This is a genomic window from Bradyrhizobium sp., assembly GCF_035570375.1.
GTDB lineage: Bacteria > Pseudomonadota > Alphaproteobacteria > Rhizobiales > Xanthobacteraceae > Bradyrhizobium.
The window spans coordinates 18,030-34,298 of the sequence record NZ_DATMLW010000084.1; the positions used below are offsets into that span (position 1 = coordinate 18,030).

The 16,269-nt window shown below is 62.1% G+C and carries 13 protein-coding genes; 7 read left to right on the forward strand and 6 right to left on the reverse strand.

Features of this window, described 5'->3' with window-relative positions; all coding sequences use genetic code 11:
• Positions 1 to 110: 110 nt before the first annotated feature.
• On the reverse strand, positions 111 to 851 hold the full coding sequence (locus tag VNX23_RS09425; protein ID WP_325629322.1) for a L,D-transpeptidase: 741 nt from the start codon (positions 849 to 851) through the stop codon (positions 111 to 113).
• A gap of 581 nt (positions 852 to 1,432) precedes the next feature.
• Between VNX23_RS09425 and VNX23_RS09430 the strand changes: the two genes are divergently transcribed.
• The 3 genes from VNX23_RS09430 to VNX23_RS09440 all read left to right on the forward strand — a co-directional run bounded on the left by VNX23_RS09430 (position 1,433) and on the right by VNX23_RS09440 (position 4,015).
• On the forward strand, positions 1,433 to 2,488 hold the full coding sequence (locus VNX23_RS09430) for a glycosyltransferase family 1 protein (protein WP_325629324.1): 1,056 nt from the start codon (positions 1,433 to 1,435) through the stop codon (positions 2,486 to 2,488).
• A gap of 91 nt (positions 2,489 to 2,579) precedes the next feature.
• Positions 2,580 to 3,260, forward strand: a complete 681-nt coding sequence (locus VNX23_RS09435) for a class I SAM-dependent methyltransferase (RefSeq protein WP_325629326.1) — start codon at positions 2,580 to 2,582, stop codon at positions 3,258 to 3,260.
• 122 nt (positions 3,261 to 3,382) lie between these two features.
• The gene (locus VNX23_RS09440) at positions 3,383 to 4,015 is read left to right on the forward strand and encodes a hypothetical protein (protein WP_325629328.1); all 633 of its coding nucleotides are present in this window, start codon (positions 3,383 to 3,385) and stop codon (positions 4,013 to 4,015) included.
• 190 nt (positions 4,016 to 4,205) lie between these two features.
• On the opposite strand, the gene VNX23_RS09445 is transcribed toward VNX23_RS09440, so the two are convergent.
• Positions 4,206 to 5,867 carry an aminotransferase class III-fold pyridoxal phosphate-dependent enzyme gene (locus VNX23_RS09445; RefSeq protein WP_325629330.1) on the reverse strand — a complete coding sequence of 554 codons (1,662 nt, stop codon included), beginning with the start codon at positions 5,865 to 5,867 and terminating at the stop codon, positions 4,206 to 4,208.
• Positions 5,868 to 5,901: 34 nt separating this feature from the next.
• Between VNX23_RS09445 and asd the strand changes: the two genes are divergently transcribed.
• Entirely contained in the window at positions 5,902 to 6,768 is an 867-nt protein-coding gene (gene asd, locus VNX23_RS09450; RefSeq protein ID WP_325629332.1) for an archaetidylserine decarboxylase, read from the forward strand.
• A 179-nt stretch (positions 6,769 to 6,947) separates the two neighbouring features.
• Here asd and VNX23_RS09455 read toward each other — a convergent pair whose 3' ends face one another.
• Complete coding sequence (locus VNX23_RS09455) at positions 6,948 to 8,252, reverse strand: FecR family protein (RefSeq protein ID WP_325629334.1); 1,305 nt, start codon at positions 8,250 to 8,252, stop codon at positions 6,948 to 6,950.
• A 333-nt stretch (positions 8,253 to 8,585) separates the two neighbouring features.
• Positions 8,586 to 9,287 carry a DUF2147 domain-containing protein gene (locus VNX23_RS09460; protein ID WP_325629336.1) on the reverse strand — a complete coding sequence of 234 codons (702 nt, stop codon included), beginning with the start codon at positions 9,285 to 9,287 and terminating at the stop codon, positions 8,586 to 8,588.
• A 558-nt stretch (positions 9,288 to 9,845) separates the two neighbouring features.
• On the opposite strand from VNX23_RS09460, the gene VNX23_RS09465 reads away from it, so the two are divergent.
• Positions 9,846 to 11,087, forward strand: coding sequence for an extensin family protein (locus tag VNX23_RS09465; RefSeq protein ID WP_325629338.1), 1,242 nt, complete (start codon positions 9,846 to 9,848; stop codon positions 11,085 to 11,087).
• Positions 11,088 to 11,882: 795 nt separating this feature from the next.
• Here VNX23_RS09465 and VNX23_RS09470 read toward each other — a convergent pair.
• Both VNX23_RS09470 and VNX23_RS09475 read right to left on the reverse strand, forming a co-directional pair.
• A complete protein-coding gene (locus VNX23_RS09470; protein WP_414642966.1) occupies positions 11,883 to 12,119 on the reverse strand; it encodes a GIY-YIG nuclease family protein in 237 nt (78 codons plus the stop codon).
• 299 nt (positions 12,120 to 12,418) lie between these two features.
• Positions 12,419 to 13,057: a TetR/AcrR family transcriptional regulator gene (locus VNX23_RS09475; RefSeq protein WP_325629340.1), complete on the reverse strand. Its 639-nt coding sequence runs from the start codon at positions 13,055 to 13,057 to the stop codon at positions 12,419 to 12,421.
• Positions 13,058 to 13,231: 174 nt separating this feature from the next.
• Between VNX23_RS09475 and VNX23_RS09480 the strand changes: the two genes are divergently transcribed.
• Both VNX23_RS09480 and VNX23_RS09485 read left to right on the forward strand, forming a co-directional pair.
• On the forward strand, positions 13,232 to 14,539 hold the full coding sequence (locus tag VNX23_RS09480) for an HlyD family secretion protein (RefSeq protein ID WP_325629342.1): 1,308 nt from the start codon (positions 13,232 to 13,234) through the stop codon (positions 14,537 to 14,539).
• A gap of 234 nt (positions 14,540 to 14,773) precedes the next feature.
• Positions 14,774 to 16,269 (forward strand): DHA2 family efflux MFS transporter permease subunit (locus tag VNX23_RS09485; RefSeq protein ID WP_325629344.1); only part of this gene is annotated, 1,496 nt, incomplete at its 3' end.

Here is a 16,269-nt window from a genome sequence, read left to right on the forward strand (position 1 = left end):
CAATTTCCGATTGTGGGAAGCCATAGTTACAGCGCACTTCATCATTGCTTTAGAAACAGAAATGGCGCGGAACCCCGCGCCATTTCCAAATAAATTCTATCGCTCGATTCTTATTGTGGCGAAGGAATCCGAACTTGCGAAGATGCAATACGAACGACCGTTTGGCCCCGCTTGGCGGGCTTGGGTGAATTGTCGGCACGGCGTTCCATTGGCAGCACGATCACTTTTGTGCCGACGCTGACGCGCGAGTAGAGATCGGTGACGTCCTGGTTGGTGAGGCGGATGCAACCGGACGAGACGTGGGTGCCGATGGTCTGCGGCGCATTGGTGCCGTGTATTCGATAGATCGTGCCGCCGAGATAGAGCGCGCGCGCGCCGAGCGGATTGCCGGGGCCGCCGGCCATCTGGCGCGGCAAATAAGGCTGGCGATGGATCATTTCCGGCGGCGGCACCCAATCCGGCCACTCGGCCTTCCTGGTGATCGACTGCGTGCCCGACCAGGTGAAGCCGTCACGGCCGACGCCGATGCCGTAGCGGATGGCCTGGCCGTTACCGAGTACGTAATAGAGGTATGTGTTGGGCGTATCGATGATGATCGTGCCGGGCGCCTCGTGCGTCGGATAGCTGACGATCTGGCGCTTGAGGCGTGCCGGCAATTCGGCGGTGGCGCTCTGGTCTTCCGACGGCGGGGCTTGCACGCTCGGCGCTGGCTCGCCCGGCAGGCTGATGAAAGGAAATAGCTGCAGGGGCGCAGCCGACGCTGGGCCTGAAAACATGGCAACGCCGATCACCAACGCCCCGAAAATACCGGCATGGCGGCAATTCAGCCTGAAAGCTCCGATACTCAACATGGATCGCCCCTGTTTGATGGCTCCCCGCGCCCTTTGGGGCGTCGTTAAGAAACATCGTTAGCGGCGAAAAGTTTCGGGACGTTTGCGCCGGCGATCCAAAATGGTTTCGTCACTTTCATGAATTGTTTCATTCCGGTGTCACGAGGGGTCGGGAAGCCGCGCTACTGCACGATGAACTTCGATTGAGCTGGAGTGGCATCGAAGGTGTCACCTCTCCCCTCGTGGGAGAGGCATAGGCCGCCTAAGGCGGCCGTCCCTTAAAGGACGCCGAAGCAAAGCTTCGGCTACGTCGCATCGAAGATGCGATCCGGTGAGGGGGTACCCCGCCGAAATATCTAGCTTGGGTTCTCGGATAGTGGCCCCTCATCCGGCGCGGACTTTCGCATAGCCGATGCATAATAGCAGCGGCGTCCTAAAAGAACGGCGGCCGCGGGCCGCCTATGCCATCTTCTCCCGCAAGGGGAGAAGGAATCCGACCACCAGGCACGCGAAAAAGAAGGCGTTAACCTCTATGACGTCACACGCTTGAAATATACGTAAGTGAACGTCGGGTCCTGAAGAATCACTGGGGACCCGCCGCGATGCGGATTTTGATTGCGACCGACGCCTGGCATCCGCAGGTCAATGGCGTGGTGCGCACACTGACCTCACTGGCGCGCAGTGCTGCGGCGTTGGGGGCCGATATTACGTTTCTGACTCCGCAAGGATTTGCTTCCCTGGGCGTGCCGACTTATCCTGGCTTGCGGGTGGCTTTGCCCAAGGCCCGCGAGATCGCGCGCAGGATCGAGGCCGCCGCGCCGGATGCCGTTCATATCGCGACCGAGGGACCGATCGGCTGGGCTGCGTGGTCCTATTGCCGCCGCCACCGGCTTGCCTTCACCACGTCTTACACGACGCGCTTTCCCGAATATATCGCGGTACGCTCGATCATCCCGGCCTGGCTGACCTATGCGGTGCTGCGTCATTTCCATTCGGCCGCCGCCATGACCATGGTGGCGACCGCTTCACTTCACAACGAACTTTCCGCGCGCGGTTTCCGCAAGCTTGGCTTCTGGGGCCGCGGCGTCGATACCGCGCTTTTCAACCCGCATCATCCGGCCCGGCTCGACCTGCCGCGCCCGGTCTTCATGACCATGGGCCGCGTGGCGGTCGAAAAGAATATCGAGGCCTTTCTTTCGCTTGACTTGCCCGGATCGAAGGTCGTGGTCGGCGACGGGCCGCAGAAGGCTTGGCTCGAGCGAAAATATCCGGACGTCAGGTTTTTGGGCGAAAAGACCGGCGCGGATCTGAGCGCGCATCTGGCGGCCGCCGACGTCTTCGTGTTTCCGAGCCGCACCGACACCTTCGGGGTGGTCCAGCTCGAGGCGTTGGCGTGCGGCACGCCCGTTGCGGCATTCCCGGTCACGGGTCCGCTCGATGTGATCGCCGATCATCCGGTCGGCGCGCTTGATGAGGATCTCCGCCGCGCCTGCTTGCGTGCGCTCACCATGTCGCGCGAGGCATGCCGGAATTTTGCGCTCGAACGATCCTGGGAAAACAGCGCCAGGCAGTTCATTGGCAATCTCTGCGCGTTGCAGCCGTCTAGGCTGCAGCACGCACTTCCGATCGTTGCGGGGAGTCAGGCGGTGCGCGGCTGATTGGGCGTTCGTGTTCGGTCGAAAAAGCAGACAATGAGCCTGATACGCCAGATGCGGGATCGGGCTATCAAACAAGAGGTTAAGAGCCGCCATGGCAGGAACCATCAAACTGGACGACGCGCCGTTGGACTTCGACCGCGAGATGGTCGAGCAGGCCTACGACCGCTGGGCCCCGATCTACGATCTTGTGTTCGGCGGGGTATTTTCCAAAGGCCGCGACGCCGCCATCCAGGCCACCAACAAGATCGGCGGCCGCGTGCTCGAAGTAGGCGTCGGCACCGGCATCTCGTTGCCGCTTTATGCGCCGCATGTCCGCATCTTCGGCACAGATATTTCGGAAGCGATGCTCAAGAAGGCCAAGCGGCGGGTCGCCGATCTGCGGTTGAAGAACATCGAGGGGCTTGCGGTGATGGACGCCGAGAAGCTCGAATTCGGCGATGATTCGTTCGACGTGGTGATGGCGCAATATGTCGTCACTGCGGTGCCGAATCCGGAAATCGCGCTGGACGAGTTCGCGCGCGTGCTGCGCGTCGGTGGCGAACTGATCATCCTCACCCGCGTCAGCGCGGATGCAGGCCCGCGCCGCTTCATCGAGCAGACGCTGCAGCCGGTGGTGCGCCGGCTCGGTTTCAGGACCGCGGAGTTCGCCTGGTCGCGCTACACGCGATGGCTTTCGGGTGCCTCGAGGATGGAATTGGTGGAGCGCCGCCTGATTCCGCCGCTCGGCCACTTCTCGCTGGTTCGCTTCCGCAAGACCGCACCAGCCACCTGATCTTCGCTTCAGTTTCGTAAGCGGTATGTGTCGCGAGGCGTCATGTGACATTTTGATGATGTCACATGCCTTACATCGAATCGCTGTAAACAGAATCAGGATCACCTTTTTTGGGGGAACGAATGATCAAGGATTTCCTGGAGCAACTGCGAATCCAGCGCTGGGATGACCATCGCTACTATCACCACAGCCGGATCAACCAGAGCCTTCACTTCCTCAGTGCGGCGAGCTTTCTGGTCGCCTATGTCCTGATCTTCTTCGATCCGGTGGTCGCGGCGCTGATCGGCTGGCTGGTGTCCATGACCTCCCGCCAGGCCGGGCATTTCTTCTTCGAGCCCAAGGGGTACGATCAAATCAACCACGCTACCCATGAGCACAAGGAAGAGATCAAGGTCGGCTATAATCTGCAGCGCAAGGTCGTGCTGATGGCGATCTGGGCGCTTTCGCCGGTGGTGCTCTATTTCGATCCGACCCTGTTCGGCCTGTTCACGCCCTGGGCCTCGCCGGCCGATTTCATGCGGCAGGTTGCCAAGATCTGGCTTGCGATCGGAATTGGTGGGCTCCTGTTCCGCACCGTCCACCTGTTCTTCATCCGCGACGTCGAAACCGGTCTGGTCTGGATGACCAAAATCCTCACCGACCCCTTCCACGACCTGAAGCTCTATCACAAGGCGCCGCTGTTCCTCCTGAAGGGCGAACTGATCGATCCCGGCCTCGACATCCTCGAGCACGGACTGGAAGAAAAGCACGCCTGAGCAAGCAGCCTTGTCTCGTTGTGACCTTCGTCATGCCCGGCCTTGTGCCGGGCATGTGTTTTTATCCTGTCATTCCGGGGCGATGCGAAGCATCGAACCCGGAATCTCGAGATTCCGGGTCTGGTCCTTCGGACCATCCCGGAATGACATATTGGACGAGTCTGGCGAGGGCTACACAAGGGCCTCCGGTTCAGCGCCCAAATCGGCTCGCCAACATCTCTTTCAGTATTTGGCGGCGGATGCCCTTGTTGGTGAGCGAAGCATCGTGCCACCACCAGCCGTCGCGCTGCATCTTTTCGGCCGCGGCCACGAAGCGCTTCTCGACCTCGGCGAAATCCGCATCCGTGTAGTTCAGGCTGAAGATAAGCCGGCCGCTGCCGACCCAGCTCAGCGCCAGCCCCTCGGCGCGCAGGTAATACTGGAACATCCAGTTGTAGCGGGACGGTTTTGTATATTGCACCATCCAGATCGACGACAAATTGGCGACGCGAACGGGAAGGTTTGCGCGTTCGAGCGCGTCGTTGAGCTGCTTCGCGCGGCCGTCCCAGGTCTCGTCAAGGCCGCGATAGACGCTGCGGAAATTCGGGCTGGCAAGGCGGCTCAGGAATTCGTCCATCGCCGTCATGACGTAGGGGTGCGAATTGAAGGTGCCGCGGGCAAAGCAGATGTCGGCAGGTGCATCGTCGCGGAAGCGGCGCATCAACTCCTTGCGCCCGCACACCACGCCGATGGGGAGTCCGCCCGCGAGACTCTTGCCGTAGGTCACCATGTCGGCCTGGATGCCGAAATATTCCTGCGCGCCGCCAGCGGCGAGGCGAAAGCCGACGAACACCTCGTCGAAGATCAGGACGATGCCGCGCTGGTTGCAGACCTCGCGCAGCGCCTTGAGCCATTGCGTGTAGGCGGCGCGATCGAAATGCGCGGAACGGGAGCTGTCGACCAGCGCGGAATCGGCGGGCGCGTTGGCGTTGGGATGCAGCGCCTGCAGCGGATTGACCAGCGCGCAGGCGATGTCGCGCCGCGTGCGCAGGACGTGAAGCGTGCGCTCGGACATTTCGGCGAGCGTGTAGGTTTCGTGCGGCGAAACCGGGTTGCCGACGCCGGGCTGCACCTCGCCCCACCAGCCGTGGTAGGCGCCGGCAAAACGGACCAGATGCGTGCGGCGGGTGTGATAGCGCGCCAGGCGCACCGCCTGCATCACCGCTTCGGTACCGGACATGTGAAACGAAACTTCGTCGAGCCCGGAAATCTCGCAGATCCGCCGCGCATTTTCTGCAACGACCGGATGGTAGTTGCCGAGCACGGGCCCGAGCGCTTGCGCCCGCTTCTCGCCTTCGGCGATGCACTCCTTGTAGAAGTCGTTGCCGAAGATGTTGACGCCATACGAACCGGTGAGGTCGTAGAACACATTGCCGTCGACATCAGTGACGGTAACGCCGCTCGAGGATTGCACGAAGGCGCTGGTGCCGAGATTTTCCCGCACCAGCCGACTGAACTGAAACGGCACGCGATAGGCGCGGGTAAATTGCAGGTCGGAAATATGCTCGGCCGCCTCCGCCGTCATCTGCCGACCCTTGGCGTAGCGCTGCTGGTAGAGGCGGGAAAGCGCAAAGAATGCCTCCTTGCGCTGTGCTGCGACCGCCGGCGGCGCGCCGTCGACGTTGAAAAATTGCTCGTTGGAAAACTCGTAAAACGGAATCAGCCGCGCCACCCGCCGCGACATCTTCGAATGTCCGCTCAGCGAACGGTGTTTGGCCTGCGACAAAGCGAGTCGCGCCTTCACTTTGGGGAACACCGCCGCGGCGCCGGCCACTGCCGCGGCCAAAGAGAGAATCGGGAGAGGCGAATCCATGCCAGAAGCGCTAGCCGGTCCATCTGACAGATTAATGACAGTCCGCCGTCTGATCTCCGCCCTGACGCAGCAGGAGGACCTCAACTTCCTCCTGACCAACCGCATCCCGCGGGCGGCGCTGACGCGGTTCATGGGCTGGTTCAGTAAACTCGAGCATCCGCTGGTACGCGACGCCTCGATCGCGTGCTGGCGGATGTTTTCCGACCTCGACCTGAGCCAGGCCAAAAAGGCCGAATTTTTAAGCCTGCACGATTGTTTTACGCGCGAGCTCAAGCCGGGCTTGCGTCCGAGCGATCCCGACCCTTCGATCGTGGTCAGCCCGAGCGACGCCATCATCGGCGCGTATGGCGCCATCGAGGACACAAAGCTGTTTCAGGTCAAGGGCGCGGGATATTCGCTGCTCGATCTGCTCGGCGATCCCGCCCTCGTCGAGGCCCACCGCAACGGGCGCTTCGTCACGCTGCGGCTGACCTCGAGCATGTATCACCGCTTCCACGCGCCGCACGATTGCCGGATCGAGCAGGTGACCTTCATCCGCGGCGATACCTGGAACGTCAATCCGATCGCGTTGAAGCGCATCGAGGCCCTGTTCTGCAAGAACGAGCGCGCGGTGATCCAGGCGCGACTCGCTTCCGGGCTGTCCTTGACGCTGGTGCCGGTCGCGGCGATCCTGGTTGCGAGCATCCGGCTGCATTTTCTCGATATCGTGCTCAACGCGCAGACGCGGGGACCTTCGGTCTTTCCGTGCGAGGCGGATGTGCGCAAGGGTGAGGAGCTTGGCTGGTTCGAGCACGGCTCGACCATCATCGTGCTGACGCCGGACTGTTTTGAATTTTGCGAGAATTTGCGCGAGGGCGCGCGCATCCTGGCGGGTCAGCCGTTATTGCGGTTGCCGGGGTGAGCTGGACATCTCCCCGTCGTCCCCGCGAACTCAGGGGGGACCCATACGCCGCGGCGCTTATTGGGTGACGAACGACGACCAAGCGATTTCGCTCTCACTCCTGCTGGTGGTTATGGGTCCCTGCTTGCGCAGGGACGACCATATCATGGAGGTCCGGCTAATCTTCACAACACACGAGCCTACCGCCTCTTCTCCTTCTTGCCTTTTGGCGCAGCGGGCGGGCGCTTCGGCTGCGGAGAGGGGCGGTTCTGCAATCCCGGCTGATGCGCACCCGGCGCATGATGCTGCTCCGCAGCCGGCGTGTGCTGCTGCCCTGGTTGCCCGCCTGACGGCTGCTGTCCCTGTTGCCCGGCACGATTGGGTGTAGCCGGCTGCGGCTGATTCTGCTGCTGCCCCGGCTGTTGACCTTGTTTTGGTCCTGACGGTTGACCCGGCTGGCCCGTCCGGTTCGGCGGTTGGCCTTGCTGGCCCGAGCGGTTCGGCGCGCCCTTCTGGTTCGGACCCGGCCGGTTTTGCTGCAGATTGTTCTGCCGCTGCTGGCCCGGCTGACCTGGGGTGCGGTTTTGCCGCAACGCGCGCTGCTCGGTCACGACCTGGCGGCCGACGACTTGCGCCGCGTGCACCTGGCGCACGATGCCCTGGTCGCGTGCGGCTTGTTGCGGCGAAATCGTAAGCGGCGTGGCGGTGACGCGTCCGGCGGCGCCTGTTCTCACCGTGAAGCCGCTTGAAGCCTGCGTGAGCGCGCCGAGCCGTACGCCGTTGCGGTCGCTGACGTCGATATGGCCGACCCGGCCGTCGGGATCGGGATAAAGCTTGATGTTGTGAGCGCCCGCCGTCGTCCCGTCCACCTCGACAAGTCCGGTGGTGCCGCGAATGCCCAGCGTAGCCGACGGCGTCGATATTTTCATGTCGCCGCTCTTGGCGACCGCGGAAGCGACAAAGGCCACGGTGCCCTTGGTGATGTCGAACAGCGCCGAGTTCTGCTTGCCGCCATCCTCGTAGATGTAGTTGTCGACCGTGATCCTCGCATTGGCGGTGAGGTTGAAGGTGGTGGCGTCGTTGAAGGTGATGCCGAGCGTGGAATTGGCCGACGTCGCCAGCACGTCGTTGAGGTAGATGTCGTCCTTGAGCTTGAGCGGCAGCGAATCCTTGTTGCGGATCACCGTCGCTGTCCCCGTCAGGGTCGCGACATTGCCGATCGGCTCGGTGGCCGGCGCTTGCGCTGACGCGGGTGATGCAGGGGAAGGCGCGGGCGATGGCGATGCCGCGGGTCGCACAGGCTGCGGCGCCGGCGAAGGGGAGGGCGCCGGCGAAGGCTGGGCTTGCGCCATCCTTGCCGCAGCGGAGATCGCGGGCATTGCTGCCGGCAAAAATCCGTCTTCGACAGCAGAGCTTGGCGTGTAAGCAAATGCCGAGCCGGCCAGCGCGAGGTAAAAACCGAGCAGGCAAAGCGCGAAGGAAGGCCGTCGCCGCTTGATGCTCACGCCTCTTCCGCCCGCACCTGAGCGATTCGATGAAACGATCATGCCCCTGCCTTCAATGTCTCAAAGCGGTCGAAGCGGAGATTCCACTTTTTGCCGCAGGTTGTGGAGCCCCGGCAAGAATGGAATGGTGATGACGGACCGGATTGAGGCTGTTCTCGGCTGAATGCGGGATGAATGGGGTTGGCATTGTGTGTCGTCATGCCCGGTGTTCGAAGAACGGCGTCCTTTCCGCTCGCCTATGCCCGGGCATCCACGCCTTTTCTTTGCCTGTCGAAAACGTGGATGGCCGGGTCAAGCCCGGCCATGACTGAGGAGGGCGTTGTTATCTACCACTCAGCTCACGCGATTCCAGGTCTGCCCGCCGCAGAACAGCCCGCCGAAGGCGCAGCCCTGAACCCGCAAACGGTTCGCGCCCTTCATCGCGATCATGGACTCGTAATTCCTGCCGCTGTCGGGATCGTGAATCAGGCCGACCCATTTCGAATCTGACGGCTTCATGTTGATCAGGATCTTATCGCCGGTCTTCACCGCAAATCCGCAGAGATTCTGGCCGCACGGTTCGATGCGCACTTCTCCCTTGTCCTCTTCGGTGGCCCAGACGCCGATCGGCGATATGGACGCCTGAACCGGCGCGGCGGCAGCCGGGGCGGGATTAGCAGTGGAAGGGTCGGGCGGAGAAGGTGGCGCAGCATCATTCTTCACCGCAGGGAGAGTGGAGGCGACCGGCGCAGGCGCGGTGCTCACGCCAGCTGCGGCGGGCGCTTGCGGCGCGCTGCCTTGCACCGCTGGCGCAGGCGCCGGCTTTGGCGCCGTCGCATCGGGCTTTGCGGCCGCATCGTCATCGTCGTCGAACCGCTTCGAGCCAAATCCATTGAAGTCGAAGCCGGAGATCTTGATGCAGGAAAGCTGGTCGCAATTCTTCGGCGCCTCGATGCGGATCTTGTGTCCGTCGATTTCGAACGAGACCGAATTGTTGCCGGCGTGGGCGCACGTCGTGGTCAGCAACAAGGCGGCGAGAATGGTGAGCTTTGTCATGACGGTCTCCAGGGGTTGAGCCGGTAAGGGCCTTGCGAACGCGAGGCGACCTTAGGTGGGGCAGGTCATCGTTTCCGTGATCCGCATCACAGGACGTCACGACGATTGCGGGCGGCGCCGCCCGCCAGGCACGCGTGATTCACATCACATCCTGCGCGGGCGCGACCGCTCTGGATTTGAAGCGCACCTTGGAGGGTCCCCGTCATGAAGCGACTTGGTTGTATGGTGCGAATCACCATTGTTCGCGCGTTGCTCTTCGCAAGCGACGTTGGGCACTCCCTGAACGCTAGATGACGCTAAAACACGCCGAGCACGATGGCGCCGACAAACGCAATGGCAATGTACGCGGTCAATACGCCCAATCTGCTCACGAAAGGACGAAAGGTCATCCACCTCTCCCGCTCACGTCACTACTGGCCGTGTTCGCGAAGCAAGGTAGCAACGCGGTTTTCGGCAAAAAAGTCAGACTCGCTGTCTATGCGCCGCACAATCGTGGTTAAAGAGTCGTGAAATCAAGGCGTTGATGAGTCCTTAAATAAATTCGTTGAAGTTCTGCGCATGGCGCACGGAGTTCGTTGGTATCTCGTCGGCTCCTTCGTCCTTGTCTCGCTGGCGGGTTGCGGTCGCTTCTTTTTCGAAGAGCGTGAGCCGTGGCGGACCGAGGCTGAAGTCGCGTGCCTGAAGTCCGGCGCCGTCAAGGAGAGCGCCGATCTGGTGCGGATGAGCCCGATTTCGGGCCCGGGTGTTTGCGGCGCCGAATTTCCGCTGAAGGTCACCGCACTCGGCGAAAGCACTGGCACGTTCGGTTTTGCCGACGAGGACCTGCGGCCGCCTGCGCCGATCGGCAATCAGCCGCGTTGGCCGATCAGAGAGGCCGCTCCGCCTCCTGCGCCCGCACCCTATTCCGCGCCTGCGCCTTATCCTTCACGCCCGCCATATTATCCTGATGCCCCACCGCGCGCGCCCGGCTACGGCGCGCCGCCGCCCGGTCCGATCTCGTTGCGCCCGCCGGGCCTTGCGGCTGAAGATGATATCAATCTTCCACCGACGCCGGCGTGGCGGAGCCAGCCCGCACAACGACCGAATCCGCCAATCAATCCGCGCGACGCCTACGCTCCCTCTTATCCCGAGCGCGCCGCGGCGCCGGCCCTGCCGCCCGCCGATCGCTATCACTCGCTGCGACTCGGTCCGCCGCCGCAAAATCCGGTCACTGGGTATGCTCCGGTCGCCGTGAAGCCGGCGGCGACCCTGGCGTGTCCGATCGTCTCCGCGCTCGACCACTGGCTTTCCGATTCGGTGCAGCCGGCATCGATGCGCTGGTTCGGCATGCGGGTGGTCGAGATCAAACAGATCTCGGCCTATTCCTGCCGCGGCATGAATGGCCATTCATGGGCACATATTTCCGAGCACGCGTTCGGCAATGCGCTCGATATCGCAGCCTTCACGCTGGCGGACGGGCGGCAAATCACGGTGAAAGACGGCTGGCGCGGCCCGCCGCGAGAGCAGGGTTTTTGGCGCGACGTCGAGGCCTCGGCCTGTCAGCAATTTTCCACCGTGCTGGCGCCGGGCTCCAACGCCTATCACTACGATCACATCCACGTCGATTTGATGCGGCGCGCCTCGCGCCGCCTGATCTGCGAGCCGGCCCCGGTGTCCGGCGAGGAAGTCGCCGCGCGCGCCGCGCAGCGAAACCCTTACGCCTCGCGCGAATCCCTGGTCACGGGATCGCTCGCCCGCCAGCAAGCCCGTCCGCGCCAGCGCGACAAGGTCAGCGAGGAAGACGAGTTCGAGGACGATTAGGGGCGCTCCGACTAAATCGTCTTCCGGCTTAATTTATCCCTTCCCCGCGGAACGCGTGGGGAGGGTGGCCGGCCGAAGGCCGGTCGGGTGGGGGCAGCCCTGCCGACCCTCCCCACAAGGGGGAGGGATGACGCCTCGGAATGACCGCGCGGCATTGATCTCCCCGCTTGACAACATTTCACGCATAACAACTGATTTGCCCGTCGTGTTGATTTGTCGCAAGTCGCACGATTGATCCCCAACCCAAATCACCGGCAGACTCCACGCCATCCCGCGCCCACAAAGAAGGGCGTTTCGCGATCGTCACGAACGTTGGGCGCGGGATGCGGTGGACGCTTTGGCGCGGCGAGACGAACGCGCATGAGGCGGACGGCGAAGCCGCGTGGTCCTGATGCCTCGACGCTGGCATCAAGTTCTCAAGAAGCTAACGCTTCTCAGGGATGACGGTGACAAGAAAGCCCGATCGCCGGGGAGAGCGCGGAATAAGCCGTTAAAACCATTCGCGCAGGGAGTGCCGGATCGTTTCGGCGGACCTGTGGTGGACTTGCTCGTGTGCTTTTTTGTTTCGCACGCGAGGCTGCGGGTGCGACCGTGCATCCGGCATTCCCTGCGCCCTCGTCATCGAGGGACGTCGTGTTTGTAAAAACCCGGGCGCGTTCCGCGCCGCGGGAAGGCGAAGGTGTGCGCTTCCTTATGCTGTTTGAAAGGCTAAATGACAAAGGCCCGTCATGGCCGGGCATAGCCGTTCGAAGAACGGCGTCGCTTCCGCTCGCCTATGCCCGGCCATCCACGTCTTTAATTCGTGATTACATCGTAAAGATCGTCCCAATCCGGATTGTTGGCGACAATCAGTCGAACCTTCCAGGCACGCGGCCAATGCTTGATATTATGCTCGCGTTGGATCGCATTTCGGATGCTATCAAAGGCCTCGAAGTAAACGAGCCGCTTCAACCCATAGCGTCTCGTAAAGCCTTCAACGAACCCAGAACGATGCTCAAAGACGCGACGCACAAGGTCACTAGCGCGGTGAATTTGAAGTTCCTATCATCAGTGTTGCTGCAAGCTCATCATAGGAACTTCAAATTCAAAAACCGCGCTACAAACATTAACTTGCTAGTGCTTCTTTGATTCCGAAGTTCGCATCAGAGGTCGCCGCGAATATTTGCGAACTTCGGAATCGGAGCACTAGTCACGCCGACATACAGAATGCCGTTTGGACGATTTGTCAGAAGATATGTGAATCCAGCCGCCACACAGAGATTTTGCAAGACGTGGATGGCCGGGACAAGCCCGGCCATGACGGTCAGAGGACGAAGGCAGACGCCACGGCTTCAACTCTTCTCCTGATACCCTGCGAGGAAAATCCGGACCGCGTTGCCGACAACTTGCGCGATGCGCTCGCTGGATGGCGCGGGGGCGGCCTGAAAAATGAACGGCAGGAACAGCGAGGCCTGGCACATCAGCATGAACTGAGATGCAGCGAGCTGGCAGTCGTCGATCGCAAGCTCCCCGCGCTTGACGTGGGCGTCCAGATAGGCGGCGAGACGGCTGATGGTCTGTTCCAGCACGTGCTCGTAGTAGCGGCGGCCGACTTCCGGCATCCGCTCCGCGATCGCCATCACGGTGCGGATCGCAGATCCTCCGCCCGGCCGGCAGATCATGGCGATATAGGCTTGGCCGAACTCGGTCAGGGTGGTCACGACATCCCTCTCGGGATCGAAATTGAACCTCACCTTGCCCTGTTCGAGCGTCTCTTCCTCGACGATTGCCTCAAACAGGGCGCTCTTGTCGGCGAAGTACACATAAAGGGTGCCTTTGGAGACGCCGGCGGCACGGGCAATTTCGCCCATGCTGGCGCCGTCAAAGCCCAGATTCATGAAGACTTTACGGGCGCCTTCGAGAATTTGTCGGCGCTTCGAGGAATCCTCGTCGGCGACGATGCGAAGATCGGTCGATGGAGCTGCAACCATTAGTTTAGGCTCTCTGAAAAAATTCACGTCTTGGAAACCGTTGCGAAGGAGCTCCCGCATTATGATCTCCGACGTGATATATCTTGACCGAACCGTTCGGTCAATGTTAATTTGAGTTCACGGGCAGGACTCTTGTTGTCCGCGTCAAGTTTACAGCTGGGGGAGGAGGCCTTTATGGCCGCAGCGAGAGATCAGGCCGCGCGTATTCTTCGCAGCGAGCCGGATTCGGCAGAGAACGATACGGCGCGCGAAGCTCCCGCCGCGATCGCCGACTCCATTCGCGCCCAGCTTTCTGACGACACCACCTCGCGCCGCGCGGCCGAACTGCCGGAAAGGCCCGCCGTCGCCAAGCCCGCAGCGCCTGCAGTTTCCGCGAAGCCAGCCGCCGCCAAATCCGGCAAGCGCAAATTTGTCCTGATGGGCGTGGCTATACTGCTGGCGCTCGCCGCCACGACCTATGGTGTGTACTGGGTTCTGGTCGGCCGTTTCCATGTCTCGACCGACGACGCCTATGTGCGCGCCAACAACACCCTGCTCGGTGCCCGCGTGTCCGGGCACATCGCGGCGATCTTCCCGCGCGACAACTCGATCGTCCACACTGGCGAAGCGGTGTTCAAGATCGACGACGGCGACTATCGCATCGCGGTGGATGCGGCGCGCAGCAGGATCGAGACGCAGCAGGCCACCATCGACCGCATCGGCCGGCAGATCGTCGCGCAGGAAAGCGCGGTCGAACAGGCCAAGGCCCAACTTGCTTCCGCGGAAGCCGGATTGAAGCGGGCCGGACTCGATTTCGACCGTCAGCAGGAATTGAGCTCGAAGGGCTATGCCTCGCGCGCGACCTTCGAGGTCTCGGAAGCCAGCCGCGATCAGGGCATGGCGGCGGTGAGGTCGGCACGCGCCGCCTTTGAGGCCGCGCGCGACAATGTCGAGGTGACCAAGGCGCAGCAGGCGGAAGCCCGCGCGCAGTTGTCGGAATTGCAGACCTCGCTTGCCAAGGCCCAGCGCGATCTTGATTTCACCTCGGTGCGCGCGCCGGTCGACGGCACCTTCTCCAATCGCCTGGTGAACGCGGGCGATTTCGTCGTGGTCGGCCAGCGGCTCGGCAATGTGGTGCCGCTCGATGACGTCTTCATCGACGCCAATTTCAAGGAAACCCAGCTCAAGCGCATTCGCCCGGGCCAGCCGGTGACGATCTCGGTCGACGCGTACGGGAATCGCAAATTCGCAGGCGTGGTCGAGAGCATCTCGCCGGCCGCCGGCAGCGTGTTCACGCTTTTGCCGCCCGACAACGCCACCGGCAACTTCACCAAGATCGTGCAGCGGCTTCCGGTCCGGATTCGCGTGCCGAAGGATGTTGCCAGGCAAAACCTGTTGCGCGCCGGCATGTCGGTCTATGCCACGGTCGATACCACCGAGGGCGCCAAGGATGCGGACAACGACGCCGACCTCGACGCGCCGGCGACGGTGCAATCGCAGTAGAGCGTGACGAGATTGAGTTGGACCGTGAAGCGGCAGCACCATCCGCACGAACCCTTCACCTCTCCCCGATGGGGAGAGGTCGATTTGCCAACGGGTCGGCGCGAAGCGCCGCCCGATGATAAACTCCGCAAATCGGGTGAGGGGCTACTGCTCTCACGAGAGACCGTCACCCCTCACCCCAACCCTCTCCCAAAGGGAGAGGGAGCGCACCTCCGATGCGGCTAGAGCAAGATCATGGCCAATGGCGCCACCGCTAGCTTTGGAGTGACGAGCGCTCCCGCAGAGCTATCCGACCGCATCGCGCCGCGGCGGCTGATCGCGTTTCTGATCATGGTGTGCGGGATGTTCATGTCGATCCTGGACATCCAGGTCGTCTCGGCTTCGCTCAGCGATATCCAGGCCGGCCTGTCGGCGAGCTCGACCGAGGTGTCGTGGGTGCAAACCTCGTACCTGATCGCAGAAGTGATCGCCATACCCCTGTCCGGATTCCTTTCGCGCGCATTCGGCACGCGGCTTCTGTTTGCGATTTCCGCCGCCGGCTTCACGGTGGCGAGCTTCCTGTGCGGGCTCGCTTCCTCGATCGAGCAGATGATTTTATGGCGCGCGATCCAGGGATTTCTGGGCGCGGGCATGATTCCGACGGTCTTTGCCTCGGCCTACACCGTGTTTCCGCGCTCGAAATTCTACATCGTCGGCCCGATCATCGGTCTGGTCGCGACGCTGGCGCCGACCATCGGCCCGACGGTCGGCGGGCTGATCACCGATGCCATGTCGTGGCACTGGTTATTCTTCATCAATATCGTCCCCGGCATCGGCATCACCGTGGGCGTGCTGACCCTGGTCGACTTCGATGAGCCCAATTTCGAATTGCTCGATCGCTTCGACTGGTTCGGCCTGATCGCCATGGCGGGCTTTCTCGGCTCGCTGGAATATGTGCTCGAGGAAGGGCCGCAATATGAGTGGCTGCAGGACACCTCGGTCGCGGTATTCGCCTGGGTATGCGGCCTCTCCGCAATTGCCTTCTTCTACCGCGTGCTGACGGCGGAAGAGCCGATCGTCGATATCCGCGCCTTCACCGACCGCAATTTCGGCATCGGCTGCCTGATCTCGTTCTGTGTCGGCATCGGCCTTTACGGATTGACCTACATGTATCCACGCTACCTCGCCGAAGTGCGCGGCTACAGCGCGTTGATGATCGGCGAGACCATGTTCGTCTCCGGCATCACCATGTTCCTGTGTGCGCCAGTCGTGGGTCGGCTGATGCAAAAGGTGGACTTGCGCCTGATCATCGCCAGCGGCCTCGTCATCTTCGCGCTCGGCTCCTATCAGATGACGTGGATCACCCGCGAGTACGATTTTTACGAACTGCTGCTGCCGCAAATTTTGCGCGGCATCGGCATGATGTTCGCGATGGTGCCGACCAACACCATCGCGCTCGGCACCCTGTCGCCGGATCGGGTCAAGAACGCCTCGGGATTGTTCAACCTGACGCGCAACCTCGGCGGTGCGGTGGGGCTTGCGATCATCAACCAGGTGCTGAATGAGCGCACCGACCTGCACATTTCGCGCCTGCAGGACAGGATAAATTGGGGCAACGCTACCGCGACCGAGACGCTCAATCTGTTCACCCAGCGCCTGCAGGGCATCGGCGACGCCGCGCTGATGGCGATGAAGCAATTGTCCCAGATCGTCCACCGCCAGGCGGTGGTGATGGGCTATGGCGACGCCTT